The following is a 25,938-nucleotide window of genomic DNA, read 5'->3' as shown; positions in this document are numbered from 1 at the left end:
ATGGAGGAGGAGTAAGGTGTGACCAAACTATTATTTGACCCAATGAAACATCCCGATTGGATCCCGCCACAAACGACTGAAAAGTGTCGTTTTGTTGCCGAAAATACCCAGGATTTAGTCGGTGTCGTGGATATGGAAGGTATAGTTCTATATGCCTCGCCGTCCCATGAATTGGTCTTGGGATTTCCGTCCAGCGAGTTTGAAGGAAATTCTGCTTTTTATTTCGTTCATCCTAACGATCTTGCGTACGTTAAGAGGCAATTCGATGACATGGTTACACTAGAATCAACGTTCGATTTTGAGTGGAGGTGTAAAAAAGCAGATGGCAGTTGGGTATATATCGAGACCAGGGGCACTCCTATATTTGATGAAAATCGCAAAGTAGTGCAATGCGTGTACGGGTCTCGTGATATTTCAAAACGAAAGAAGGCAGAAGAACTCCTTCTACGAACTGAAAAGCTTTCGATAGTAGGTCAAATGGCGGCAGGGGTTGCACATGAGTTTAGAAATCCTCTAACCTCGATCAAGGGATTCGCCCAGCTGTTACAACAAGGTAACGAAAAACCCGAGTATATTGAATTGATTCTATCTGAGGTCGGGAGATTGGAAGCTATATTATGGGGATTTGTAACGCTTGCCAAACCCCAAACTCCGAAAATGCAGGAATTTGATGCGGCGGTTGTTTTACAACAGGTGGTGTTGTTATTCAGTACACAATCCATATTAAACAACATTGAGATTATTGAAGAACACGACTCGGAAGTACCACGTATCTACTGCGATGAGAATCAAATCAAGCAAGTATTTATTAACATTCTCCAGAATGCGGTTGACGCTATGCCAAACGGTGGAATCATCAAAACACAGATTCTATGCCATGATTCAGAGTTTATCAAATTTCGATTTATAGACCAAGGAAGTGGCATTTCATCGGAACGAATTAAATCCATTGGAGAACCCTTTTATAGTTCCAAAGAAAAGGGAACGGGATTAGGCCTAATGGTCAGCAACAAGATTGTCCACGAACACGGAGGGAGTGTTCACATCGAAAGCACGGTCAACGAAGGAACCATTGTTGATGTGATTTTACCCATCTACTCGTCATTCCTCAACTATGGCTAATTTACTTATACAGGAAAAATGGTTACAGATGTATAGGGATCAAATTTAATGTAATCGCTTTCTGGGTGATGAACCAGCTTTATTTTCTCTTCCGGGGCTGTTGCTGTGCCGACCTCTTTGAACAAAATTCCAACTTACTATTTTACCTTCGTCAGAGACTCTAAATGTAGCCGCACTTTTACATTAATCTTCATAGTAGACCAATGCCTATCCCATGTATCTCTGGTTATTGGTTTGGAGAACGGTTTAGCAGTCAACCCCCCGATTTGAAGGGGGTCAATCTGTAATTTTTGCATTTTGGATAGCAAGCGGATGACATTCTCCTCCAAGTACCGTTCGATATTTTGTGTGAGAGCGACAAATTGGAAGTTATTTTCGATTCTTGAGAGCGAATCTAATTCATCAATTCTTCCCTTCACGTCGATTTCGATGGATAGGGATGATAAATCCGGGGCTAGTTTCTTACGGGTATGCGCGCGAATATGCCCTAGCGTAACCGAGAGGTCAGGAAGGACTAAATATCGTACGAATCTGTCCCTATACAACAATTGATTGATTTGATCGTCCTTTCCACGTATCTCTGCAACCATACTGTCCCGGTCGAAAAATGCTGTGCCTTCGTACAGGAACTGTTCGCCTTTCGCGCGAAATACTGGTAGCTGGGGATCGGAAACCTGGGAGTACAGCATTTTCATAAACTGGTGCAAATTGACGACGGTAATTTCGCCTTGTTTTTTCTTCTCGTAATGTTTTAACATGCGATAAAGGTAATAATCAATATTGTCTGTTTCATCCAAGTGTTTGGCGAGGAATTCATTAAAGTTGCCTTTCGTGATGACTAAGTACAACCGTTGCGAAATGTTCGGATCGGTCAGGACGGTATTGATAAGACGGGTCAGTCCCCGTTTCGCATAAGCTTCGTCCACGAACAGCAAGCGGATTTGACCGGCTTTCAGTTCGTTATAATAGGTTAAATTAAACCCCTTATTGCCTTCATTCAATAGAGAGACCTTAAGGGTAAGGACGCGCTTCTTCTCCTTGATAAGAGGAGGGACGAGCGTGCTGATTGTTATCTTTCCGTCTTCTTCTCCTCCACCCTGTACGGACCAGAAAATGATCGGCGTGATTTCTTCGATTATATTGTTTTCTGGTAAGGGGACGCAACTGCATGCGAATGTCAACAATGAAAACGATAGCAGCACAAGCGTTGCTCGTACGAAGCGTTTCATGACGTTGTCCTGGCTTTGCGCTTGATCGCGATCCAGACGAGAAGAGGCACTAACAAGTAAGAGGCGGATCCTGCCCACATCTGCAGTTCGAGCCAAAATGCTTGCTCGATCCCGGGCTCCCAAAACCATTTACTGATCGGAAGAGTGACGGCCATCGCCGCACAGCCGCTAACGATCAGCCCAATACGCGTAGTGCTTGTCTTCGTCTTGCCTAGAAAACGAGATGCGCCATATATCATTAACACGAACAAGGCGATCGAGTAAAGGAAGCTGAACATATATGCCGAGATCAGAATAATATCGATCCTTTCGAATACAGGAGATTGCAGGTAGCGCCCCATCTCCACGTTCGGGTATTTGATGGTTGGCAAGTATTTGGAGCCGTAGAAGAGCAAGGACGCAATGGAAATAAAGAGATACTCGCCGACCGAGATGGCGTTAGCGACCGTCAAATATTTTAGCATTTTCCGTTGCGGATTAAGCCAGTATGAAATAGCGATTAAAAATTCAGGTCCGGAGTACGACGAAAAAACGAGCAGTAGTGATTTCCATGTAAACGGCTCTGGGCCAATCGGAATGAGAGGGTATAAATCGTGAATCGAATTTGATTGCACCAAAAAAAACGGAATATACAAAAAGAAGATCCAAATCGTTCCAATGAACACGAGCGCTACGAACCGTACCATGTTTTCCATTCCAAACAGCGCCAAATAGCAGCTAAGGATAAAAGGAAACACAATGTGCCATTCTCGGTCCATAGAAGGAAAAACAAATTGCTGCATGATATCGGCATAACTGACTGAAATGAAAGAGAACTTGAGCAAAAGGAGCGGCAAGCTTGCCAAAGCTAAAATTTTGATGCCTGTTTTTCCGAATACTCTTTCAAAACCCTGGTACCCTTGGGCAGAGTAGGGAGTTGCGAACCACTTGGACAGCATATATAGGCAAAATTGGGAGGCTATGCCCATTGCTACAATCACCAATAACATATACGGCTGAACGAGGGCTGAGGGCATGACAATCATGTAATATAGCATTTGAATTCTATTGGTGAGGAAAAGCGCGTAAAAACCGCTTTCTTGATGTGAGGTTTTTCGAAACAGCGACATAGTTTGCATGGGTTCATTTACTCCTTCGGCTAATACGATACTTGTTTAAAGGACGCAATGCTTCAGGACGAATGCGCATAGCGTGTAACGGCCCTCGGATGAAAAGATCGACCCAATCTCTCCAATAAAACGGAGATACCGGCGCCAAGTAGGGCTGGTTCAAGGACGTAAGCCCGTTCAGATGGGCAAGCATGCCGAAGAGTCCTAGCAAAATGCCGGGAACGCCCAAATAGGTCGCGAGAATCAAGAATATGAATTGAAGCAGTAAACTGGATTTGGTGACCAGATAGTTTGGAACGAGAAAAGTGGAAATCGCCGAAATGCCTGCCAATACGATTAGCACTTTGCTTGCGAATCCGGCTTCTACCGCAGCTTGTCCAATAACGATTCCTCCAATTACCCCCAAGTTTTGGCTCGTTTTGGTCGGCATTCTTAGGCTGGCTTCCTTGATAATTTCTAGCGTAATAAGAATAATAAACGCTTCCCAGAAGGGGGATAGTGGCAGTTTGCTACGAGACTCGATGATTACATATAAAATTTGTAGGGGAAGCATTTGATAATGATGAGTCGTTAATGCCACGTAAATTGGAATTAGAGTAATGGAAAGAAGGAAACTGAGATAGCGTAACGGCCTCAAGAAGCTAGCTACCAACCAGCGGTTAATATAATCCTCCGGCGACTGAAACAAGTGAAACAGCGTAATCGGAGCGACTAAGGCGAAAGGAGTGTTATTGACGAAAATGATCAATTTTCCGATGCCTAGTGCATACGCGCAGGAATCCGGTCGATCGGTCTGGAGATATTGAGGAAAGATGCTGTGATAATGGTCTTCCATAAACGCTGCAACATGTGAAGAGTCCAAAAACATATCGAAGTCGATGCTGGAAAGCTTTTTTTTCGCGACCGCTACAAATTCCGGATTGATTAGCCCGTCGATGTACATAAGGACTACGGTTGTTTGGGTTAAGGAGCCGACGGAGTATCTCTCTGTTTTAAGCGCTGTTAAAGGAAGCCTTCTTCTAATCAGCAAGATGTTTTGCTCCAGCTGCTCGCTGAAACTGTCTTTTGGGCCGAACATTATGGTTTCCGTCTCTGAGGTTTCGATGGACCGGCTGAGCGAGTTGGGGAGCATAATAGCGTGCCATTGCCTGCTGGATGAGTCGTAAACTAGCACTGAGCCCTTCATGAGATACTGGAGGGCTTGCTCCAAATTGGATAAACGTGCAATTTTGGCGGTAGCTAGGCTTTTTTCCACCGAACTTTGGAATGATCGAACGAGGGGCTCAAGAATCGATTCGTTAAGACGCTCCTGATCGATTAAGGTTTCAAGATAAATAAATGTCAAACGAAGTCCGTCGGTAGTATCTCGATCAATTATCTCTGCATCCTCAATTAGGGCGAGGCGCTGCTTTAAAGCTTCTAAAGAAATTGCTGTCATTTTTCATCCCCTGAATCAGCACGCTAAGTTTTCCTTTATTATGCTATTCTTGATCGAGTTTTAAACAAACGATTGGAAATCTTCGAATCGGTAGAATGTAATTCACTCAGATACAGGTAAGAGGATAGCTTATAACTGTGAGGAATGACACAATAAACCCGCAATCAAGATTATAAGTGCGGGATGATTATGTCAAAAAAATAAATCTGGAAACAATAATAAAGGCAATTATTTGAAGAGGTGTGCACTTATATGAACGTACAAGAACAAATCGAAAATTATATGACGAGCCAATCTGAACCAAAGCGTAGTGATATGCAAACTTTGCACCGCATCATTTTGCAAGTAATGCCAGAATGTAAGTTATGGTTCTTGGATGGTAAAAACGATGAAAATATAACTGTTTCCAATCCTAATATAGGATATGGAATTCACACTATAAAATATGCTGATGGAAAAACCAGAGAGTTTTATCAAATTGGTATCAGTGCTAACAAAACCGGAATCTCTGTCTATATCCTTGGTATTAAAGATAAGACATATTTAAACCGGACGTACGGAAAAAAACTGGGCAAGGCGAGTGTGAGCGGATATTGTATGAAGTTCAAAACGCTAAAAGATATAAACATTGATATGCTTAAAGAGGCAATACGATTTGGGGTTGAGGCGACACGATAATAAACTTCTGCGTTGTATCAAGCATATAAACTATTAACATACAGAACCGCCTTTTCACCAAGGCGGTTTTCTTATGGTTGAATATCGACTTTAGAGTATAACATAGCCTAATAATCACCGCCTTCAAGCGAGCAGCTCGAGATCATGTTACACTAGAGTTGTTATATTTCAACAGATTCGGAGGCTCTAATGAAACTTAAAACAAAACTTATCATTGCGATAATCGGCGCGGCTGCTGTGGTATTTTCTTATTACTGGCTGGTTGGCTATCCGGCTGCATGGACGATACAAATGGCGGATATCGCGAATAACACGGAGAAATTTACAGATAAGCACGGTTATGCCGTTACGGGGGAGTATTCCGTTTCCGTTGATTTGGCCGATTTGGAGAGCAACGTAGGTAAAGAGTTGTACAATGACGGGGCGCACCGGATTTATGTGATGTGGATGGATAACGTCGGCTTGCAAGGAGGAGGATATCGGATCGGATTTCGGGCGGTCGGAACTTATTCGCGTAACGGAGCGTCATTAATTTCGGGCACGCATCACAAGACGGTAGGCGAACATGAATTCACAAGGGAGATGGCTGCGAAGATGACGGCTGCATATAAGGGAAACGAGTATGAAAGCGCCACGTACGGCACCGGCGGCCTTAATTTCAAGGATGGGGATGAATTTTCATTCTACCTATTTCCGAATGATGCGTATGAGAAGGATGCGATAACGTTAAGCGAAAAAGGCATTGTCCGACTGACTGTTACGGGATTGTATCAAAATCTATGGTCCAGGCAACAGGAGAAATCGCGCGCATAGTCCGATCGAAATGTGCTCAATCGAGAGGACGTAGAAGGACTGCTGTTCTGGGCTTGCTAAAAAGAAAAGGAGAGGCGCAATGCACCTCCCCTTCCGCGGTATCATTAAGTTGTAATGTATTTCTGTCTATCCTCTTCACTTAACGTGTAAAATCTGCTTGAGCCACGGACGATGGTTGTTCCATCGACAATACGTACGGAGTGATCATTGTAAGATTTAATTGTGGAAATAGGTCTCATACGCATACGATCTTGGTAGGCTTCAATGGGTTCTTTATGCATCATCGCTAATTCGAAATCTTGGTCTGTCTTTAATTCTTGTTTAGCAGCGAATAGCGGTTTTTCTTTTGCCATGATTAGGTCCTCTTCTCCAAAGGTGCTTTTATTAGTAAATGTTACACCAGTACAACACGCAAAGCAAATTTAATACGATTAATTTATTTGGAGTAAATGAGTTAAAGGGAAGCAGGAGTCCAATTAATTTTATAGGAGGCTATTTAATATGACAGAAACTAATATTAACAGTGTCTCATTTCTTCAAGTTCCAGTTAAGAATCTTGAGGATTCCATGGAGTGGTACATAAGTAAACTAGGATTCGAGCTGCACTTTAAACGACCGGACAATAAAATGGCCATAGTTGCTCTCCCTTCGGGTCCATCGATCTTTCTATGCGAAAGAGAATTGCACCAGGGAACCATGTCGGTCGTTATCGGTTTTGAAGCAACGGATATCGTGAAGTTACTGTCCGACCTAAAGAGTAAAGAGGTACAAATTGGCCAGGTAAGAGAAGAAAGAGGAGCTATTCGTACCGAATCCGGAGAAACAGAGATCCTTGGAATGGATTTCGATTTTTATGACCCTAGCGGAAATATGTTAGTGGCTCATGGTAAATCAAATTTCGTAGAGTAGATCTTTGCCGCCGACATAAATAATGAAACAACGTGAAGGCTACCGCTGATTGATATGTAGAAAAGGCATAAAACAAATAATTAAGTATTGGAGAGGTAATTTGAAGATAGATATGGTATTTGAATATGATCTAAGTAATGAATTATCAGCAAATATACAAGAATTATTAAACGCCAGTTTTCCAGAAGTTTATCCAAAAAACAGAATTTATTTTAAGCAACTACCGCATTTTAGATTTCTAGCTTTTAACCAGGAAAACCAACTTATAGGACACGTTGGATTAGATTATAGGGTGATGAATCTAAATGGGAAACCCGTAAGAATACTGGGTGTAATTGATTTATGTGTTTCACAAAACACTCGCTCCCAGGGAGTGGCTTCAACGCTGCTTGTAGAAATCGATAAGTTTTCTGTGCGACGAAATATTGACTTTATACTTTTATTTGCAGATAACATGACCTTGTATTTGAAAAATGGTTATAAATTAGTAAAGAACCATTGTAAATGGGTGAAAATTGATAATGAAACTCTGATTACAAATGGTATAGGGTTTGAGGCAATTGATGAATTGATGATTAAGGAAGTAGGAAAGATCGCTTGGAGCGAGGGGAATTTAGATTTTTTAGGCTATCTTTATTGATCTAACGGGAAACGTTAGTGAAATTGCGGTTGCTCCTGCAGCCGTTTTTGTTTTCTCAGCTAACGGGCCGTTTAGTTGAATAGACAGAAATGATAAAATAAAGAAAACTAAGAACGTTTTGACATTCTCTTATTTAAAGGAGCGCACGTATGATGCTTAATAAAGATAATACTGTAATTGGTTTTATTGGTACTGGCGTAATGGGTAAAAGCATGGCCGGTCATCTGTTGAAGGCAGGATATTCTTTAATCGTTTATAATCGGACAAAAAGTCGGTCAAATGAACTGATCACTCAGGGCGCAGTTTGGAAGGATACTGTAGCGGAGGTAGTTTCACAAGCAAATGTTGTTATTACTATGGTGGGATATCCTAAAGATGTGGAAGAAATCTATCTTGGACCAGACGGAATCATATCAAATGCAAAAGCAGGCACATATGTCATAGATATGACAACATCTACACCATCATTGGCGAGAAGAATTTATTTGGAATCGAAAAATAAAGGAATCTACGCAGTTGACGCGCCGGTTTCCGGCGGCGATATTGGGGCAAGAGAAGCCAGATTAGCAATCATGGTTGGTGGAGACGCTTCTGCTTTCAAAGCACTGCTTCCGATTTTTCAAATTATCGGCAAGAATATCCAATTGCAAGGCGATTCAGGTGCCGGACAACATACAAAGATGTGCAACCAAATTGCAATAGCATCCACTATGATTGGTGTCTGTGAAGCGATCGTATATGCTCAAAGAGCAGGACTTGATCCTGATACCGTATTGAAAAGCATAGAAACCGGAGCAGCCGGGAGCTGGTCATTAAGTAATCTGGGACCGCGAATGATCAACGGAAACTTCGAGCCCGGCTTTTATGTCAAACACTTCATCAAAGATATGGGGATTGCTCTTGATGCTGCCAAAGAAATGGGATTATTAACACCCGGGCTTGAATTAGCCAAATCATTATATGATGAGCTTGCAAGCAAGGGAGAAGAGAACAGCGGCACTCAAGCATTGTACAAGCTTTTGGCAGGAGAGGTTTAGAAAGAAGATTGTCCGATTGCCGACAAGCAGCCGGTTGACCGTACCTTGTTGTGCTAACTTGGTATACAAAAAAGAAACCGTCCATGCTCAGCGAGTGCTGCGCCGGGACGGTTTTTTTCGCTCTGCATCGTGTTACGTGTTCGCTTTGCCCGCATAGACGTTGATATGGTCAATATGCGCGATTTTGCCTTTGGCTACTTTACTTGGGCCGACGAATTTCAGTTCGTATGCTTTGGATGGATGGTAAACATAGATTTTGTCCGCGCCAGAGAAACGAACTTCCTTAGGCGTACCAAGCGTATTGATGACGGACGCGAAGGTCAGCGATTTGATGCCCCCCGTCCGATCGATGGACGTCCCAAAATTGCGCAAATCGTAGATGACGCCGGTTTTATTGATGCCGAAGCCGTATTCGCCTTTTCCCATGCCCAAATTGTACCCTTCGTAATGGTTGCCTTTCAGGTCACCGCCTACATCCGGTTCGCCCCATTTGTAACGAACGGCGGAGATCGGCGTTTTGCCCGCAATGGCGTTTAAGCCCGGGATTTTTCCTTCGCTCGCAAGCTTGTAAATGCTCTCAATATAGTCATTCTGCGAGTTCGTGCTAGCGCTGGCTGCTGCCGCTTGGACATTCGAATGAGAGATTGCCGTCATGGAGCTTACCGCAATCAATCCGGTCAAGGCCAGCTTGGCGGCTAACTTATACGAGTGTTTCGATTTGTTCAACATTTAGAATTTCACCTCATATTATTATTGGAGACAAGGGACGGTTGGCTTACAACCTCATAATACCCAGACCAGCCTTGAAAGGAATGACAGAACGGTAAAGAAACAGTTACAAGAAGGTAACGAAAGATTTGACTTGTGGAAATGACAAAAGATGGTTTCCTACAGTGTGATGAGACCCGCCAACTCGTTATTAAATGGTTAGTGCATCCGAGGGAGTTTATTTCCCAGACTGGAAAGCTTATTTTCAACCGTTTGTGGAAGTGTGCTATTATATTCATATCTTTAGAAGTTTAATGATTAAGGAGCAAATGCCATGAACCAGATTCAACAATTTAAAGCTGAGTTTTTCAAGGCTCTCGCTCATCCGATGCGAATTCGAATTCTTGAAGTTCTATGCGAAGGCGACAGAAACGTAAATGAGTTACAAAACATATTAGGGTCTGAAGGTTCTGCAGTATCTCAACAGTTGGCGGTACTTAGAAATAAAAATGTCGTATATGGCTCAAAAGAAGGAACAACAGTCATTTATTCTTTACGAGACCCGCTAATCAAAGACTTATTATCCGTAGCAAAGCAAATCTTCGATAATCACCTCGTAGATGCGATTTCACTGCTCGAAGACATTCGCAAAGAATCATAAATCGAACAAATCAGGGTATCCATGTGAAATGATGGATGGCCTTTTTTTATATTCTTAGAGGTTTCTTCGCGAACGCAATCCCGTTCTTTTCGTGTTGACATCGACTAAATCCAGGAGTATTATTCCATATATATTCAAATAATCAAATATTCAAAATAAGAAGGTGAATCGGATAAAATGGACAGGAAGATTTGAAGGGTATCATCTATCCGCGTTCAGAAAAGATCTTGTCTCCGGTCTGGTTGTAGGGATTATCGCCATTCCATTAGGGATGGCATTTGCTATTGCTTCAGGTGTTAAGCCCGAATATGGCATCTATACGACTATTGTTGCCGGTATCTTCATTTCACTGTTCGGCGGCTCTAAATTCCAAATTGGCGGACCGACAGGTGCTTTTATCCCCATCCTTTTTGCAATCGTCATGCAGTACGGCTACGAGAATCTATTGATTGCCGGTTTTCTTGCAGGCATTATTCTTGTCGCGATGGGGGTACTAAAGTTTGGCAAATTCATTACGTTCATCCCCCGCCCAGTTACAATAGGTTTTACTGCCGGCATAGCGGTTATTATTTTCAGCGGACAGATCGCGAGCTTCCTAGGGCTTAAAAGTATTGAAAAACATGAACATTTCTTGCCCAACATGAGAGAGATTATTACGCATCTATCAACGATAAACATCTATAGCATCTTGACTGCGGGAGTAGGCTTGATTCTCATGATAGCTATGCCGAAATTAGTACCTAAAGTTCCGGGATCCTTAGTTGGACTTGTCATTTCTAGTGTCATTGCTGCATTGTTCTTCAAAGGAAGCGTGGCTACAATCGGATCCGTCTATGGGAACATACCTAGTGCACTACCTCATTTTCACTTTCCGGAAATGACATGGGGTAAGTTAGAAATACTCATTCAGCCTGCAATCATCATTGCACTTCTTGGGGGGATCGAATCACTGTTATCGGCCGTAGTGGCTGATGGCATGACAGGCAGCCGCCATAACAGCAATCGTGAACTGATTGGCCAAGGAATTGCAAACATGGTGACCCCCCTGGTCGGTGGGATACCCGTCACCGGAGCGATCGCACGAACTGCAACAAACTTCAAGAGCGGCGCAGTGTCGCCGATGTCAGGGATCATACACGGCATCGTCGTTTTTCTTATCCTCATATTACTTGCTCCCTATGCATCAAATATCCCTCTTGCTAGTATGGCTCCCATCCTGATGCTTGTTGCTTGGAATATGAGTGAGCGCAAGAAGTTCATGCAGATCCTAAGAACAAGAACAACTGACTCAGTGGTATTACTGATCACATTCTCATTGACCGTTTTTACAAACCTAACAACTGCAGTCGAAGTGGGACTTGCTTTGGCAATTATTTTTTTTGTCAAAAGGATGAGCGAGACGTTGACCATCTCAAAGGTTTTACCCGATCCGGCGATTCATCATGAAAAGGTAAAAGCTTACATGGTGACAGCAGAACGCGATTGTCCGCAAATCAACATCCTCTCAATAGAAGGCCCTTTATTTTTTGGGACCGCAAGTAAGTTTGAGCAATTAGTCATGGATACTCTCCGAATACACTCGAGAATTGTATTGCTGCGCATGGGTAAGATCCCATTCATGGATACAACAGGGGAGTCCCAACTCGCAGTTCTAGTGAAGCATACAGAGAAACTTGGCAGCATGATTTTGATATCGGGAATCCAGTCGCAGCCATTGGAATTGCTGAAACAAACTGGATTGATTGAACGAATTGGGAAAGACCGCGTGTTTGAACATACAGGCAATGCGATCGATTATGCGATAGCCCACTTAGATACTAATAAATGCTTGGGCTGTAAACACTTCGCTTTTCGCGAATGTAATGCTTTATCCAAAAAAAGGGTATGAGTGGCGGATGAAGAATTTTACATTTGATGAGTCCATTAACTAACGGGAGTGTGTTCCTTTGAGTAACGAGAATGTTTATCTTAAGAATTTCCTACAAGTAAGATTAGTTTCGGATTTCGAAAAAGCAAGAACGTATTATCAAGATGTACTAGGATTCCAAGTCGACGGATGGGGACATACCGAACGCGGAAATAATCTTGGCTTTATCCTTCAACAAGCGAATAAGCCGGAAGACGTTCGCCCTAATCCAAAGCCGGATAAACCAACCGAGGACGAGCAAACCATTGGATGGGATTCTTATTTTTATAGCAATTTTGACGGGGTTGGACAATTGTATAATGAATTCAAGTCAAAGGGAGCAATAATTGCATACGAACCAAGAATAGAACCAATGGGAAATAGTCAGTGGAAACATTTCGCGGTTAAGGACCTGGATGGATATGTCATGGTCTTCGGTGGAAGTGATTAATACTGAAAGATGATTGAGGAGAATGATAGGATGAGAAATCACATTGCTTTTGGGCTTATTGCTTTCTTGGGGCTAGGTTCGATCTCTTCACCTGTTGTCGGTGCAACTGCTACTGCCAACGCGGATACAAGTACCAACATAGCTAACATTGTCAATGCGGCAACACTCTTAAATTACAATAGAAGTCTCTCGAAAGAAGATTTTTCCAAAACGGTCATTATGGAGATAGGGCAGGAACGATTTTTTATAGGCGGCAATGAGGCCAGCGGCGATAAACCATTTGTTGAGCAGGGCCGTACGATGGTGCCGCTGCGCACAGTCGCTCAAGCTCTTGGTGCTAGAGTAGATTGGTCTGCTCCAAACAAAAAAATTACCGTAACGCTGAACAGCCTGAAAGTGGATTTGATATTAGGCAGCAAGAAAATACACGTAAATGGGGTTGAACAGGAGCTGGATGTAGCGGCTGAGGCTTCAGGTGGTCGTACTTATTTACCTTTACGTGCTATTGGCGAGGCTTTGAGAAAATCGGTTGGTTACGTTAACGCTCATAAACTGATTTTCATTGCTGACAAATCGGAATTCATTAAAAAATATGCTGACAGCTATCGATATCTAGCAATGTTTCAATGGGCAATAGAAGGTAAAGGTAATAAAGTGTTTTATGGTGACAATAACTTACTCGTTTACTACAAGGATGATGGATCGATGGTTTTGCATGATTGGTCTGGTCGCGAATATCCTTTTAACAGCTATAATCCTTATCCCGGGACTCCCGGGACTCCGTTTCATTGGTTTACGGTTTCGGATACAAAATACCTGGTCTTCAGTGTTGACGCGGAAGTCGGGGAAGATTCTATTTATCAATATATAGACGGCACGCTAAAACTTATCTATGCTAACCCTATTTTCGATATCAAATTCACCGGTACAGATATGTATATTTTGGTTAATGGTCCTGGTGTTGATCCGTGGCCTTTAGTAAATGATCACAGCAATTTATTGAAGGTTAATTTACAGGATAATACCGAAGAGTATCTTGGTGTTAAAGGTTATATTTATGGCGTTAAACTGCAACAGACTCCCGAAGGCAATATTGCGGTTGTAAGAGATAACTGGGAAATTGCAGATGATGGCGTTTATATTTCCGGTTATTATGAATTGGGTACAACCGATGAGAGGAACACTACCACCGGGCATTATAAAGTCCATTTAACAGGCCAAAGTCATGAGAAATTGACGCAATAAATCTAGCGAAAAATTGTAACACGATTGAAATCCGATCTTCATCTCGGTTTAATGAAGAATAGCTATAATAAAACTCAACCCCCTTTTAAAATATACATTTTAGACCCGCAGCCCGTTGCTGCGGGTCTCTTTTTGTTCTTGGTACCGAAACGCGCCTCTCTGCCAAAGGAAGGCGTAGCCGTTTCGCCTTGTCGCTGCCGAATGATTCGAATATGATGGAAGGAGGGCGTTTCAAGAAGAGAGACCTAGGGGGGCGAAGATGAACGATACCGCTTTTGATATGAAGTTATTTGAGAGCTACAAGCCGGGGTTAACCTCTTATTGTTATCGAATGTTGGGATCCATAGATGATGCGGACGATGCTGTACAGGAAACCTATATTCGGGCATGGCAGAGCTGGGATCGATTCAGACAGGACTCATCCATTAAAACATGGGTCTACCGCATAGCGTCGAACTTATGTCTGGACAAGCTGAGGCAAGCGAAGCGCCGTACACTTCCCGTTGACCTGTCCGACCCGGCGGTCAAAATTGTCGAACCAAACGAAACGCTGCCGGATTCGTCCTGGATTTGGCCCTCACCCGAATTCGGAGAAAATCCGGAAGATGCTCTTATTCGCAAGGATACCCTTCAGCTCTGCTTCATCGCACTCTTGCAAACCTTGCCGCCCCGTCAACGAGCGGTTCTTATTCTTAAGGACGTCTTTGAATGGTCTTCGAAACAAATTGCGGAAACGTTGGGAATGTCGCCGGCAGCGGCGAACAGCGCCGTGCAAAGAGCCAGGGAGACGATGGAACGAACGCGGCTTCGCTCCGACCAATTTAGTAAGATGGATGTCGATCCCGATCAGGATCTTCTCTCGCGGTACGTGGAAGCGTTTGAGCAATTCGATATCCATGCGCTTGTGTCGTTGTTCCATGAGGAAGGTTGTATGTCCATGCCGCCTTTCGCCATGTGGATAAGCGGGCAAGACGATTTGTCCGCGTTTTTTGCTATTACGCGCTGGCATTGCGAGGGGTCTAAATTTTTACCAACTACAGTGAATGGCGGTTATCCCGCTCTGGCGCAGTATGTGCCGGGTAAGGAGGCATCCGTCCTGGTGCCTTGGGGCATTCACGTGATTGAAGTGAAAGATAATCGGATATTCCATGTTCAAAATTTCATTAATGCAAAATTATTTTCCCGATTAGGGCTTCCGGAACAAATAGACCGATGAATTCGGAAATTGGCATTCGTCTATATTAGTGAGAAACAAAATTCCCGTAAAGAGGTGTCCTTCACAATGGAAACAAGCAATCCAACGAAAGTAACCGTAGAGACCGTCGTTCAATCCCCTGTAGCAAAAGTATGGAACTATTGGACCGAGCCGGACCACATTACGAAGTGGAATCAACCTTCCGAGGAATGGCATGCGCCAAGAGCGGAGAACGACTTGCGGGTTGGCGGCAAATTCCTGACAAGGATGGAAGCGATGGATGGCAGCATGGGTTTTGATTTTAGCGGAATTTACGACGAAGTGAAGCTGCATGAGACGATCTCCTACACATTGGGAGATGGACGGAGTGTGGATATTGCGTTCGTCGATCAAGGCGAGGCCACTAAGGTCGTTGAAATCTTCGACCCCGAGAGCACTCACCCCGTTGAATTCCAACAGGCGGGTTGGCAAGCGATTTTGGATAGTTTCAAACGATATACGGAAGCAACATAAGAATAAATCGAGGCGCCCATAAGGGCGCCTTTTTCTACATACAGGTTAGAATATGACATCGTCATCTGATCGCTCTTTCCAAGGAAAGACAGGCTGCAAAAAATGAAATTATCGATACCCTATATGGTTTTAGTGTCGCTTACAGGCGGCTTTCCCTAAAAAAGGGATTGAATATAATTGCGCGAATAATCTAGACTGGATGCTTGGATAATTACATGTTTTGACTGGAGGAGATATTATAAATATTAAAGAGGTTATTAAAGTCAGTGATGCATATTTACTTCCAATAGTATCAGAGTTATACGGATTAGAAGGTTATGAAGTCAAGTTGGTTAATGCGCATGATGGAGGGCGTAATGTCGTTTATACCTGTGAGAAAGAGGGCAACGATTCTATAATTGTTAGAATCGCTTTCTTAAATGACAGAACCCGGGATGATTACCTGGGAGAGCTTGAGTATGTCAGGTATTTATTCGAGCATGGCGGAAGTGTTTCGGATGTTGTCAGCTCTGGGAAAGGGAATCTGCTGGAAGAGATCGCTCATAATCAGCATACCTATTATATTTGTGTGTTTAAAAAGGCCAAAGGAAAAAGGCTAGTGGACAATAATTATCGGTACCGGGAAGGCGTTCCGATTACCGAATATTATTATAATTGTGGCAAAGTCTTGGGGAAACTTCACCAGTTATCGAAAGCATATACGCCAGTCCATCGCCGGAATAGTTTTAGTGATACATTCAACGTCGAAACTATCAATAGACGGATACCAGCTACGTTTTCTTTGCTCAAGGAGAAGCTGGTACAACTCCTTAAAACCTTAGAAGGATTGGACAGAAACCGTGAGTCTTTCGGTATGATCCATTTTGACTACAATGATGGGAATTATTCGATCGATTTCGATACAGGACAAATAACCGTATATGATTTCGATAATTCATGTTTCGGTTGGTATATGTATGACCTAGCAGATCTCTGGACAAGCGGAATGGGCTGGATAGCAGCTGAATCGGACGCGGATAAACGCAAAAAGTTTATGGATGATTATTTCAAGACAGTCCTTGAAGGATACAGATCGGAGACTAAGATCGATAATACGATGTTGGATAGATTACCCTTATTCATCAACATAACGCTCATGGAAAATATTGTGGATGCATTTGAAACGATGCAGAATAATGGTGAGGAGCCGGAGTGTGATGAGGAACTGTCGTTTCTCATAAAATGCCTGGAAGACGATATCCCGTTTAAAGGGTTTTTCCACAAGAGTTACTCGTGTGAATGAGTTTCCCAATCTATGGGCGAAATGATCATTGAGAGAGGGGATCTAATGCACAAAGTAATCGTATTGCTCACACTGAGTTTGGCAGTCTTGCTTATTGGTGGATGCGAGAGTAAAGAGAAGGCTATACAAGAGTACACTTCTAAAGAAAGTGTTCAGCCTGTAACGCAATTAGAATGGTCGTTATCTAAAACTCCTGACCACTGGAAAGTTTCAATAACACCAAATAGTCAAATGAGCGATTATAACATTGAATTTGATTATTTAGGAGATGCAATAGCATTTAGTCCGTCACTTACTCTTAAGGGTAGTTTGATAGTTTCGACCAGCTCGATTCAACCACATACTAAAGGGTTTACAATTAGCAATGTTCATTTCCAGGATAAGAAATTCACTCACGAATACATCCTTAAATGGGTACAGGATAATAAAGATTACGAAGAATCTGCAATAGTTACGATTACAACCCAATAAATGGTGATAAATCCCACATTCCTTATCTTCTGAATGAAAATATGCTATAATCCCGCTATGCGGAAGGGAGGTGTTACAATGAGAAAATGGTTCCATATTGCGTTCGCAATCGCAATTCTACTCATTGCTTGCTTATGTCCGCTGCTGCATGCCGATTCCTCCTCGGATTACAATTATGCGTCCGGTCCGGCGTTTATCGCGGGCGGCGACGATTACGGCTTCGGCGCGATCGAAGTTGGCGCAGCCAAGAACGGCCAACATGTGTCGCAGGTTGTATTCTCCTTTGTTTTTCTTCTCCTTTTTTTATCCTCCTCTTCCCCCAAGGTCAGGCTTAGGTTCTATTTCCGTTCTCCCGTGCAAATCCTCAAACGGCTCTATGTACTCGACCCCGTTCGTTTTCAATCCCGATATACGAGCTTGCTCTCTGTTCATCTATGACTTTATAGAATGAAAGGGAGTATTTGAATTGTCCAAAACAATAAAAAGCTTGCTGCCGTTTATACTGACGGTTCTATTCGTGCTGGCATTGATCACATCGACTCTGCCGAATATCGTCGGAAATTTAAAGCTGGGCCTCGATCTTAAGGGCGGCTTCGACATCCTCTATCAAGTAAAGCCAATCGATTCCAAACAGCAAGTGACGAAGCCGCTGCTGCTCGCGACCGAGCGGATGATCGAGAAACGCGTCAACATTACGAAGGTCTCCGAGCCGGAGCTAACAATCGAAGGAGCTGATCGGATCCGTGTCCGGATCGCCGGGGATGCCGACCAGACGAAGCTGCGGGAGCTGATCGGCCAGCCTGCCTATCTCAGCATAAAAGACGATCAGGGCCGCGTCGTGCTGGACGGCGGCGATTTGCTGCCAAACGGCGCGAATACGGGGTTTGATACACTGAATCGGCCGGAGGTCATTGTCAAATTCAAGGATCCGGTGAAGCTGAAGCGGGTAACGCAGGACAATCTGGGCAAGACGCTTACGTTTCTGATGGACGACAAAGTTGTATCGAAAGCTGTCGTACAAGCTGTTATCAGAGACGGAGTATCCGCCATAACAAGCGGCGATCAGGACTCTTCAGTCGAGCTAAAGGACCTGTTGAACGCCGGATCGCTTCCCGCCCGCCTAATCGAGCTGCAGGTCGATACGATCTCGCCCGGGCTCGGAGAGGAGGCGCTGCATCACACGCTGCTTGCGGGCGGCATTGCGGTCGCGGCGATTGTCGTCTTTATGGCTGCGGTTTACCGGCTTGCGGGGATGGTAGCCAATTTGACGATCGCCTGCTTCGCCTACATCGGCCTAGTTGCACTCGATTGGATGAACGCATCGCTGACATTGTCCGGCATCGCCGGCTTCGTGCTGGCCATTGGCATGGCGGTCGATGCGAACATTATTACTTACGAGAAGATTAGAGAAGAGCTGCGGGATGGGAAAAGCTTGCGCTCCGCTTGCCGCATCGGCGCGCGTGCTTCAATGGCCACGATTGTCGACGCTCATGTGACGACGCTCATTGCCGCCCTTATTTTAATGATTTTCGGAGATGGCTCCGTAAAAGGCTTTGCGATCGTACTGACAATGACAATCGTCGTCAGTCTGCTCACCAATGTGTACGGTTCGAGGCTGTTCCTGTGGCTGCTGCTTAGAGGAGAGGCTATCCGCAGCATCGGCTGGTTCGGCGTTCGCATTGTCGGCGGCAAATCCGAAAATACCGTGCGGTATCCGAATCTCGTCAAACGCAGAAAGCGATATTTAAGCCTCTCCGCGTTCATACTGGTAGTGGGATTGGCGGCGATATTCCTCAGTGGGCTGGAGCTCGGAGTGGATTTCAAGTCGGGGACAAGACTGGAACTGGCGATTGGAGCGCCGTTTGAAACCGCGGACATCGGGGCGGTAATTCACGAAGTCGTTCCGTCCGTTGACATGAAGCCCATCGTCAAGGCGGGCAACGGCAGCGGCTCCTCCGCCGTTACAACGTTCGGCAACGTGTTGTCTCCCTCTCAGCTCGACTCGATCGAAGACAAGCTGCGGCAGCTGTATGGGGAGCAGGTGACCGGACAGGAATCGACGGTCGATCCCATCGTTGCCGGCGAAACGGTGAAGAAGGCGGGTTACGCCGTTATGATGGCTGCCGGAGCGATTGTGCTGTATACGGCACTTCGATTTCATTATTTGTACGGCATCGGATGCATCATCGCGCTCGCCCATGATATTCTAATTCCAATCGCACTGTTTTCCGTATTCGGGTTGGAGATCGATCTAACCTTCATCGCGGCGCTTTTGACGATTATCGGGTATTCACTCAACGATACGATCGTTATTTTCGACCGGATTCGCAGCAACATGAGGAAGGAATGGCCCACGACCGCGGAGCAGCTGGAACAGCTCGTAAACGCAAGTTTGTGGCAGACGATGCGGCGTTCCGTCTTCACGGTACTTACTGTTTTCTTCGCCGCATTGGCTTTGTTCGTTATGGGCGGGGAAAGCGTTAGGCTGTTCTCGCTCTGCCTGCTGTTCGGTCTTTTATGTGGAACGTATTCCTCGATCTTCATCGCCGCGCAAATATGGATGATGCTGTACAAGCGAACTCGTCTTAGGCCGCAAACTAAGCCGTAAATGAAAGAACAGGCCACCGATTAATCGGTGGCCTGTAAGGTTAACGGGAGATATTTATACCACAAAGACAACATCCCTACGTATAATGAACAAGCAATATCAAAATTCCTTACTCTTGCGGAATCGCACTTTCATCCATATAGCCGATTTCCCATTGATGACCGTCTAGGTCTAGGAAGCTTCTTTGATACATGAAGCCGAGATCTTGTGTGTCGTTTGCAATATGGCCACCTGCTGCAATCGCGCTGTTAACTAACTTGTCCACTTTTTCGCGGCTCTCGACCATTAATGCAACTAAGACTTCGGTTGTTTTGGATGCATCGGAAATCTCTTTCTTGGTGAAGGTCTTGAAATACGCTTCAACCAACAACATGGAGTAAATGTTTTCTCCGATGACCATGCAAGCGGCATTGTCGTCAGTAAAGTTTGGGTTGAATTCAAAGCCTACCGGGTGAAAAACGCCATAGATTTCTTCAGGTCTTTTACTGGTAAATTAACAAACATACTTTTGGCTGTTTCTGCCATTTCGATCACCTCAAGTATACAGTAGCATTATGATAAATTGGATGTCAAACTTAAGGGGCATAAGCGAGATTGAACTTTTTTCTGAACTATCAGAGGACAAGAACAGAGGGAGGTTAATGGAACAAATCCTTATTTAATTGCGTTATAGGGATCTCATGTCTATTCAACGATACCGGCGAGTCGGCTTTTACGCTGCTTAAAATTTGGGGAGGATATTCGCTTGTCGGACTCATCCTTACCGTGAATGAGATTATGATACGAACTGCGTTCGCGAATCCTTCGTTTCGGAGGGCTTACGGCCTTTTTTGGGCATGCGTCGCAGGTTTAGCGGTGTGTGCTTGGGCGATATACGGGATGACTGGTCAAGAGGGAGAGTGGGGAAATATGAACCATATTTTATTCAAGTATATGTCGAGATTGACCTCCCTTAGTGAAGAAGAACAACAAGTGATCGTAAACGAGATTCATATAGAAGAATTTAAGAAGGGAACCGTCCTCCTTAGACAAGGAGAGGTTCCCACAAAATGTTATTTCGTTCTGAATGGATGCATCAGGCAGTACTCGATCGATGAAGAGGGGAATGAGGTTACATCGAACTTTTACACCGAAGAGCAAGCCATCGCCATTTTTAATCATTATAGGTTAGACAAGTCATCTGACTACACCATCGCATGCGTTGAAGATTCTGTGGCGGTCGTTGGCGACCTGAATACGGAAAAGGACATGTATACCAAATACACGCAGTTAGAGTCGATGACTCGCAAGATGATTGAAGAAAACTTTGGTCAGGTACAAGCGGAATTCGCTGCTTTTATCGCTTCTTCGCCTGAAGAACGCTTCAAGACCCTGCGAATGAAACGACCTTCTTTAATCGACCGGGTTCCTCAGCATCAATTGGCGAGTTTTCTCGGCATAACACCGGAGTCCTTAAGTAGAATAAAAAAGAGAATGAATCGAGAACTTTAATAGCTGAACATAGATATATCTATTTCCCTCCACTGAATAGCAACCATATTCCAAAGCCTAGTTCTCCCGCTGTCATAGGTACAGTAAAAACGGTTTCAAGTATCTTCCTGATTTCCGCGTAATCCGCAAAAAATAGGTTACCCAGGTGAATGAGAATGTAGCCTATCGAAGCTAACAGCAGCAGGATGCCAATCCATCGCGGAACGCTGTCAGATCGGAGAACCAATATGCCCATAATCAGCAGATGTGCGCCAAAGACGATTAAACCGACGGACCAGAAGGCATCAAAGGCTTGTAAATGTAACATTACTAGTGCACCAAGTTGATTTGAGGTAAAGCTAGATAAATATTCGGTCCCGTTTGTAAGCAGCAGCACGAATAGTAAATTTAAGATCGCTATTCCCAATAGGGACGCATATACAAGACGGAAACATGCACCGAGCAACGCCAGATTTTTATTTGTTGGCTTTAGGAATACATAGCAAGACCAAGCCACAACAATATCGCATAGCAGAATGATAATCCAACCCAAGATTTCAGCTTTGAAAAGATGATTATGCGAAATAATGTACTGGAGTACGGCGTTCGTATCTCCCTGATTCAGGATCTTTGCATGTACAAAGCCATATGAAAAAAGTGCGGCAAGCGTCATGATCAGGAGTGCTATACCGGTAGTTAGAGCCGATTTTCGCTGATTCGACAGCTCTCTTCCTTGGACAATCATCAGAGACCCTCCTAGTTATACGTGGTGACTCCATTGTAGCGGGGAGGGTATTTAGGTTCATTGACTTAAGTCAATGAACCTATTCTGGAGACGATTAGAACTTGCTTGACCCTTGTATTAGAGCATCGCCGTTTGCATATATTGGAATCGGTAGGAAACGTGAAGCGGAGGTGGTTTGAAATGAGCGCGCCGTTGCGGGCAGTTGTTATTGGTGCCGGTTGGGCTGGGGAAGGCCATACTTTAGGACTTAGAAGTGCAGGCGTTGAAGTGGTTGCTATTTGCGCTCGTAATGCTAATATCGTAAAGGGGGTAGCAGACAGGCTCAATGTTCCTGTAGCATCGATTGATTGGCGCGCTACATTGCGGGAATTGAAGCCTGATATTATTTCGCTGGCGACACCTGCTGCGTTACGAGAGGATGTTGTCCAAGAGGCTCTTGCCCTAGGAGCCCATATTGTTTGTGAGAAGCCCCTCGCAGTATCTGCGGCTGAAGCAAAACGTATGTTGAATGCGGTTGAGAGAGCTGGTATTAAGCATGCTTACGCAGCAACTCAAGCGTATGATCCTACAACTTCCTGGATTCAAGAATTGGTTCGTTCGGAAGCAATCGGACGGATAAAGGCGGTAGAAATTTGTGCCTTCTTACCGATGTTTAACTCAAACTCTCCGTGGGCGTGGACATTTGATCTCTCACTCGGCGGTGGCGCGATGCATAATGTTCTCACACACTATCTTGGGATTCTGACCAAGGTTTTCGGAAGTGATCCTATCCGCGTGATGGGAGAAGCTCGACTCGGTAGAGAGAAGGCTCCTGTTATTGGTGATATTCATGATTGGCGTCAATCCTTCGTGATTTCGAGCGAAGAGGCGCTTGCTGAGGCCGAGTGGAAATTGGTGGATGCAGATTCAGCCTTTAATGCCATAATGGAATATCGACTTCCATCTGGAGACAGTTTTACTTGCGTAATTCAGTTCGACGCCATGATGCCATTTTCTCCCACATACCCTTGTTTTCGAATCTATGGAGACAGAGGAGCTATAGATGCAAAAGGTGTTTTTTCTTATGATGTAAGCATTGTTGACCATGAGGGAACTATTTCTAAAACACTGCCGGATCGACTTATAGAGGGATATCCGGATACTGGTAATGGCGAACAGAATAAATGGAATGCTTTTTTTGGTGAATTTGTTAAAGACGTCAAAGGAGAGCCTTATCAATCCTATCCCACTTTCCGAGAGGGATATCGTGATCAACGCATTATTGAAGTGATTCGATCCGGAAGAGGATGGGCTTCTCTGAGCGATTGAATAATTAGAAAGAAGTAAGCTAATCGGAGACGATAGTGCGAAAAAAAAGCGACAGTCTTGGACTTTATTTTCTCGTCCAAAGTTGTCGCTTTTCGTTTCATTGGATTTGTGCACAAAACAATCAATCGGCATATTAGCACAATGCAAGCTATAAATTAGCTAAGAAACATCAATACGTGCTCGGCAAACAACTCCGCGTATTGAAATAAAAAGCCATGGCCGGAATCCGGATAAATAATCAGTTGAACATTCGGAATTCGTTGAGAAACAATATAAGAATTCACGGTGGGAATCATGATATCGCGATTTCCGTTAGCTACGAGCACGGGCTGATTGATTTCTCCCAGTCTTTCGAAGGTTGAAGTCGTTCTCCATGCGCCGGCACCTTTGATTTGAGCTTGTACCGATTCCGGTTTTACAAGTGGTGCTCTTGATTCTTTTCTTCTGGCCAGACGTTCTAAATAAGCTAAGCCTGCAGCTCTGCTCGTCTCGGTTGGCTCAAAGAACAAGTACAGGAAATCATCGGCATCGTTAACCGGTTTGAACGCAACTTGAAACACTTCCGGTTTTCCGGCTTCCGTTCCTTCTCCGGTTCCTCCCCCAGTACCTGCCAAAATCAACCGGCGGACTACATCCGGATGCTCTATCGTCACGATTTGAGCAATGTAACCGCCCATTGAAAAACCCATCAAGTCGACTTTTTGAAGTCCTAATGCCCGAATGAAAGCATAAGCGTATTTCGCCGTACCAAAGAACGAATCCGGCGTTTCTCCCGATGACAATCCGATGCCCGCACTATCGAACAGGATGACCGTCCGTTCTCTTGCCAGCGCATTGACGAGAGCAGGATCCCAATCGTCCATCGTACCTCTGAAACGTTGGCAGAAAACGAGCGGAATATCCGACGGTTTACCGAAAGTCCGAAAGGCGTAGCGAATTCCCTCCGCTTCTACATAAGAAGTTTCTACTGTTTCCGCGGTTGCCTCGACAGACGCGTCACTATTTGTCAATCCAATTCCTCCTGAAAAATATAGTTGTAAAACTGGTCGGTTCGATCAACACCGTTACCCAAGCAGGTGGATTGTTTCTTCCGAATTATCGGTGGGGATCTCATTAAATATGCGCCGGATCCGCTATATTTAGCTTGCCCTCATTGTGTTAGCGGTATGTTTGAACAATAAGGAGGGGATGAAGATGGAGAGCCTTACCCGATTTCGAAAAGGAAATTGGTAAGTGGATATGGTGTCTGGAGGATGTTCGGAGAACGATTGTAGAAAAAAATTCAGGAATGAGTCAGCGGCATCTCGAACACGAATCACATCATAGGGGACAAATTTTTGAGAGGCTGCCGTCAATTTGATCAGGCAGCCTTCACTACGCTAACGGGAGAAAAGCTTAATTTGATTAGAAATTAGATATCCAGTTTACGCGTACCAATCCATTTAACCATCTCAGGATCGCGATGTGAGAAGAACAGGCTTTGTTTCGTATCTAACGTAGCAATCGACTCCATATCGGCTTGATCTAATTCAAAATCAAAAATTTGGAAGTTCTCGATAATTCTTTCTTTACGTACCGACTTTGGAATCACGACGACTTCTCGTTGTGTTAACCAACGTAATACGACCTGAGCGATGGATTTAGTATGCTTCGCTGCTATAGCTGACAATACTTCATTCTGGAATAAGTTATTTTTGCCTTCAGCAAATGGTGCCCAGGACTCGATTTGGACGTTATGCTCTTTCATGAATTTTGCATTTTCGAATTGCTGGTTGAAAGGATGTGTCTCTACCTGGTTAACGGCAGGAGCAACTTCGTTATGAAGCATTAGATCGATTAGACGATCCTCGTGAAAATTACTGACTCCAATTGCGCGGACCTTTCCTTCACGATACAAGTCCTCCATTGCGCGCCAAGATCCGTAAACATCACCATACGGCTGATGAATTAAATACAAATCCAAATAATCCAGCCGTAATCGTTTCAGTGAGTTCTCGAATGCTTTTTTGGTGCGGTCATAACCGGTATCCTGAACCCAAAGCTTCGTTGTAATGAATAACTCTTCTCTTGCCACACCACTACGATTGATCGCTCTTCCGACGGCTTCCTCGTTTAGATAAGAGGCAGCAGTATCAATAAGACGATAGCCTGCCATAATAGCGTCATAAACGCTTTGTTCACATTCCTTGTCATCACGAATTTGAAAAACGCCAAAGCCGAGAATAGGCATCTCAATGCCATTATTTAGAGTTACTTTTTGCATTCGAAATCCTCCGGTTCTATTCTTAATTTGAAATGAAATTTGAATTTACGAGCTTGTTTCCTATTCATTATGTACCATGGGTTGCTTTAATCGTTACCATAATCATCTCGAATTATTGCCTAATCCTCTCACTCCAC

At 44.1% G+C, this 25,938-nt stretch carries 25 protein-coding genes and 2 pseudogenes; 18 read left to right on the top strand and 9 right to left on the bottom strand.

All coding sequences use genetic code 11. The annotated features are described in order from the left end of the window. The first annotated feature begins 18 nt into the window (after positions 1–18). A complete protein-coding gene (locus AC50Y3_RS17440) occupies positions 19–1,122 on the top strand; it encodes an ATP-binding protein (protein ID WP_494819995.1) in 1,104 nt (367 codons plus the stop codon). Between the two features lie 137 nt (positions 1,123–1,259). On the opposite strand, the gene AC50Y3_RS17435 is transcribed toward AC50Y3_RS17440, so the two are convergent. The 3 genes from AC50Y3_RS17435 to AC50Y3_RS17425 are packed head-to-tail and all read right to left on the bottom strand — an operon-like array spanning position 1,260 to position 4,898. Continuing rightward, a complete protein-coding gene (locus AC50Y3_RS17435; protein WP_494819994.1) occupies positions 1,260–2,351 on the bottom strand; it encodes a Ger(x)C family spore germination protein in 1,092 nt (363 codons plus the stop codon). After that, positions 2,348–3,469 (bottom strand): GerAB/ArcD/ProY family transporter, encoded by a 1,122-nt coding sequence (locus AC50Y3_RS17430; RefSeq protein WP_494819993.1) that lies wholly within the window; start codon positions 3,467–3,469, stop codon positions 2,348–2,350. The genes AC50Y3_RS17435 and AC50Y3_RS17430 overlap by 4 nt, the downstream gene beginning before the upstream one ends. Positions 3,470–3,473: 4 nt before the next feature. After that, the gene (locus tag AC50Y3_RS17425) at positions 3,474–4,898 is read right to left on the bottom strand and encodes a spore germination protein (RefSeq protein ID WP_494819992.1); all 1,425 of its coding nucleotides are present in this window, start codon (positions 4,896–4,898) and stop codon (positions 3,474–3,476) included. A gap of 252 nt (positions 4,899–5,150) precedes the next feature. Here AC50Y3_RS17425 and AC50Y3_RS17420 point away from each other — a divergent pair, with 252 nt between their 5' ends. Further along, on the top strand, positions 5,151–5,576 hold the full coding sequence (locus AC50Y3_RS17420) for a DUF1801 domain-containing protein (RefSeq protein ID WP_494819991.1): 426 nt from the start codon (positions 5,151–5,153) through the stop codon (positions 5,574–5,576). 189 nt (positions 5,577–5,765) lie between these two features. Beyond that, complete coding sequence (locus AC50Y3_RS17415; RefSeq protein ID WP_494819990.1) at positions 5,766–6,389, top strand: hypothetical protein; 624 nt, start codon at positions 5,766–5,768, stop codon at positions 6,387–6,389. A 104-nt stretch (positions 6,390–6,493) separates the two neighbouring features. Here the strand turns inward: AC50Y3_RS17415 and AC50Y3_RS17410 are convergent, their stop codons facing one another. Further along, positions 6,494–6,742, bottom strand: coding sequence for a hypothetical protein (locus AC50Y3_RS17410; protein WP_494819989.1), 249 nt, complete (start codon positions 6,740–6,742; stop codon positions 6,494–6,496). 148 nt (positions 6,743–6,890) lie between these two features. On the opposite strand from AC50Y3_RS17410, the gene AC50Y3_RS17405 reads away from it, so the two are divergent. The 3 genes from AC50Y3_RS17405 (at position 6,891) to AC50Y3_RS17395 (ending at position 8,975) form a co-directional block, all read left to right on the top strand. Then, complete coding sequence (locus AC50Y3_RS17405; protein ID WP_494819988.1) at positions 6,891–7,298, top strand: VOC family protein; 408 nt, start codon at positions 6,891–6,893, stop codon at positions 7,296–7,298. Between the two features lie 100 nt (positions 7,299–7,398). Continuing rightward, a complete protein-coding gene (locus AC50Y3_RS17400) occupies positions 7,399–7,938 on the top strand; it encodes a GNAT family N-acetyltransferase (RefSeq protein ID WP_494819987.1) in 540 nt (179 codons plus the stop codon). A 152-nt stretch (positions 7,939–8,090) separates the two neighbouring features. Beyond that, positions 8,091–8,975, top strand: coding sequence for an NAD(P)-dependent oxidoreductase (locus AC50Y3_RS17395; protein ID WP_494820042.1), 885 nt, complete (start codon positions 8,091–8,093; stop codon positions 8,973–8,975). Between the two features lie 132 nt (positions 8,976–9,107). On the opposite strand, the gene AC50Y3_RS17390 is transcribed toward AC50Y3_RS17395, so the two are convergent. After that, a complete protein-coding gene (locus AC50Y3_RS17390) occupies positions 9,108–9,704 on the bottom strand; it encodes a YjgB family protein (protein WP_494819986.1) in 597 nt (198 codons plus the stop codon). Positions 9,705–10,017: 313 nt separating this feature from the next. Between AC50Y3_RS17390 and AC50Y3_RS17385 the strand changes: the two genes are divergently transcribed. From AC50Y3_RS17385 to secF, 10 genes and pseudogenes are all read left to right on the top strand, one after another. Continuing rightward, complete coding sequence (locus AC50Y3_RS17385) at positions 10,018–10,344, top strand: ArsR/SmtB family transcription factor (protein WP_494819985.1); 327 nt, start codon at positions 10,018–10,020, stop codon at positions 10,342–10,344. Positions 10,345–10,516: 172 nt separating this feature from the next. Then, positions 10,517–12,232: a SulP family inorganic anion transporter gene (locus AC50Y3_RS17380; protein ID WP_494820041.1), complete on the top strand. Its 1,716-nt coding sequence runs from the start codon at positions 10,517–10,519 to the stop codon at positions 12,230–12,232. A gap of 58 nt (positions 12,233–12,290) precedes the next feature. After that, positions 12,291–12,701, top strand: coding sequence for a VOC family protein (locus AC50Y3_RS17375; protein WP_494819984.1), 411 nt, complete (start codon positions 12,291–12,293; stop codon positions 12,699–12,701). 30 nt (positions 12,702–12,731) lie between these two features. After that, positions 12,732–13,946 carry a copper amine oxidase N-terminal domain-containing protein gene (locus AC50Y3_RS17370; protein WP_494819983.1) on the top strand — a complete coding sequence of 405 codons (1,215 nt, stop codon included), beginning with the start codon at positions 12,732–12,734 and terminating at the stop codon, positions 13,944–13,946. Between the two features lie 256 nt (positions 13,947–14,202). Further along, positions 14,203–15,162: pseudogene (locus AC50Y3_RS17365) on the top strand (sigma-70 family RNA polymerase sigma factor); the annotation flags it as partial. A gap of 66 nt (positions 15,163–15,228) precedes the next feature. After that, complete coding sequence (locus AC50Y3_RS17360; RefSeq protein ID WP_494819982.1) at positions 15,229–15,654, top strand: SRPBCC family protein; 426 nt, start codon at positions 15,229–15,231, stop codon at positions 15,652–15,654. Between the two features lie 220 nt (positions 15,655–15,874). Beyond that, the gene (locus tag AC50Y3_RS17355) at positions 15,875–16,936 is read left to right on the top strand and encodes a phosphotransferase enzyme family protein (RefSeq protein ID WP_494819981.1); all 1,062 of its coding nucleotides are present in this window, start codon (positions 15,875–15,877) and stop codon (positions 16,934–16,936) included. Between the two features lie 12 nt (positions 16,937–16,948). Continuing rightward, entirely contained in the window at positions 16,949–17,407 is a 459-nt protein-coding gene (locus AC50Y3_RS17350) for a hypothetical protein (protein WP_494819980.1), read from the top strand. 78 nt (positions 17,408–17,485) lie between these two features. After that, positions 17,486–17,845, top strand: a complete 360-nt coding sequence (locus tag AC50Y3_RS17345; RefSeq protein ID WP_494819979.1) for a hypothetical protein — start codon at positions 17,486–17,488, stop codon at positions 17,843–17,845. A gap of 28 nt (positions 17,846–17,873) precedes the next feature. Then, a complete protein-coding gene (gene secF, locus AC50Y3_RS17340) occupies positions 17,874–20,015 on the top strand; it encodes a protein translocase subunit SecF (RefSeq protein WP_494819978.1) in 2,142 nt (713 codons plus the stop codon). Positions 20,016–20,124: 109 nt separating this feature from the next. On the opposite strand, the pseudogene AC50Y3_RS17335 reads toward secF, so the two are convergent. Continuing rightward, a pseudogene (locus tag AC50Y3_RS17335) lies at positions 20,125–20,540 on the bottom strand (VOC family protein). A 384-nt stretch (positions 20,541–20,924) separates the two neighbouring features. Here AC50Y3_RS17335 and AC50Y3_RS17330 point away from each other — a divergent pair. Further along, on the top strand, positions 20,925–21,506 hold the full coding sequence (locus AC50Y3_RS17330; protein ID WP_494820040.1) for a Crp/Fnr family transcriptional regulator: 582 nt from the start codon (positions 20,925–20,927) through the stop codon (positions 21,504–21,506). A 19-nt stretch (positions 21,507–21,525) separates the two neighbouring features. Here AC50Y3_RS17330 and AC50Y3_RS17325 read toward each other — a convergent pair whose 3' ends face one another. Next, on the bottom strand, positions 21,526–22,230 hold the full coding sequence (locus AC50Y3_RS17325; RefSeq protein WP_494819977.1) for a DUF4386 domain-containing protein: 705 nt from the start codon (positions 22,228–22,230) through the stop codon (positions 21,526–21,528). Positions 22,231–22,410: 180 nt separating this feature from the next. Between AC50Y3_RS17325 and AC50Y3_RS17320 the strand changes: the two genes are divergently transcribed. After that, positions 22,411–23,538, top strand: coding sequence for a Gfo/Idh/MocA family protein (locus tag AC50Y3_RS17320; RefSeq protein ID WP_494819976.1), 1,128 nt, complete (start codon positions 22,411–22,413; stop codon positions 23,536–23,538). A 155-nt stretch (positions 23,539–23,693) separates the two neighbouring features. On the opposite strand, the gene AC50Y3_RS17315 is transcribed toward AC50Y3_RS17320, so the two are convergent. Continuing rightward, positions 23,694–24,548, bottom strand: a complete 855-nt coding sequence (locus tag AC50Y3_RS17315) for an alpha/beta fold hydrolase (protein WP_494819975.1) — start codon at positions 24,546–24,548, stop codon at positions 23,694–23,696. A 401-nt stretch (positions 24,549–24,949) separates the two neighbouring features. Then, positions 24,950–25,801, bottom strand: coding sequence for an aldo/keto reductase (locus AC50Y3_RS17310; protein WP_494819974.1), 852 nt, complete (start codon positions 25,799–25,801; stop codon positions 24,950–24,952). Between the last annotated feature and the right edge of the window lie 137 nt (positions 25,802–25,938).

The sequence above is a fragment of the Paenibacillus sp. J22R98 genome (assembly GCF_059383835.1).
This window is presented reverse-complemented; position numbering and strand designations above follow the sequence as displayed.

Bases quoted from the DNA above. Each gene is read 5' to 3' on its own strand.
- AC50Y3_RS17430 (WP_494819993.1), bottom strand. From the start codon at position 3,469: ATGCAAACTATGTCGCTGTTTCGAAAAACCTCACATCAAGAAAGCGGT.
- AC50Y3_RS17395 (WP_494820042.1), top strand. From the start codon at position 8,091: ATGCTTAATAAAGATAATACTGTAATTGGTTTTATTGGTACTGGCGTA.
- AC50Y3_RS17420 (WP_494819991.1), top strand. From the start codon at position 5,151: ATGAACGTACAAGAACAAATCGAAAATTATATGACGAGCCAATCTGAA.
- AC50Y3_RS17415 (WP_494819990.1), top strand. From the start codon at position 5,766: ATGAAACTTAAAACAAAACTTATCATTGCGATAATCGGCGCGGCTGCT.
- AC50Y3_RS17330 (WP_494820040.1), top strand. From the start codon at position 20,925: ATGAACCATATTTTATTCAAGTATATGTCGAGATTGACCTCCCTTAGT.
- AC50Y3_RS17310 (WP_494819974.1), bottom strand. From the start codon at position 25,801: ATGCAAAAAGTAACTCTAAATAATGGCATTGAGATGCCTATTCTCGGC.
- AC50Y3_RS17435 (WP_494819994.1), bottom strand. From the start codon at position 2,351: ATGAAACGCTTCGTACGAGCAACGCTTGTGCTGCTATCGTTTTCATTG.
- AC50Y3_RS17425 (WP_494819992.1), bottom strand. From the start codon at position 4,898: ATGACAGCAATTTCTTTAGAAGCTTTAAAGCAGCGCCTCGCCCTAATT.
- AC50Y3_RS17390 (WP_494819986.1), bottom strand. From the start codon at position 9,704: ATGTTGAACAAATCGAAACACTCGTATAAGTTAGCCGCCAAGCTGGCC.
- AC50Y3_RS17350 (WP_494819980.1), top strand. From the start codon at position 16,949: ATGGGCGAAATGATCATTGAGAGAGGGGATCTAATGCACAAAGTAATC.
- AC50Y3_RS17385 (WP_494819985.1), top strand. From the start codon at position 10,018: ATGAACCAGATTCAACAATTTAAAGCTGAGTTTTTCAAGGCTCTCGCT.
- AC50Y3_RS17345 (WP_494819979.1), top strand. From the start codon at position 17,486: ATGAGAAAATGGTTCCATATTGCGTTCGCAATCGCAATTCTACTCATT.
- AC50Y3_RS17410 (WP_494819989.1), bottom strand. From the start codon at position 6,742: ATGGCAAAAGAAAAACCGCTATTCGCTGCTAAACAAGAATTAAAGACA.
- AC50Y3_RS17405 (WP_494819988.1), top strand. From the start codon at position 6,891: ATGACAGAAACTAATATTAACAGTGTCTCATTTCTTCAAGTTCCAGTT.
- AC50Y3_RS17370 (WP_494819983.1), top strand. From the start codon at position 12,732: ATGAGAAATCACATTGCTTTTGGGCTTATTGCTTTCTTGGGGCTAGGT.
- AC50Y3_RS17325 (WP_494819977.1), bottom strand. From the start codon at position 22,230: ATGATTGTCCAAGGAAGAGAGCTGTCGAATCAGCGAAAATCGGCTCTA.
- AC50Y3_RS17360 (WP_494819982.1), top strand. From the start codon at position 15,229: ATGGAAACAAGCAATCCAACGAAAGTAACCGTAGAGACCGTCGTTCAA.
- AC50Y3_RS17320 (WP_494819976.1), top strand. From the start codon at position 22,411: ATGAGCGCGCCGTTGCGGGCAGTTGTTATTGGTGCCGGTTGGGCTGGG.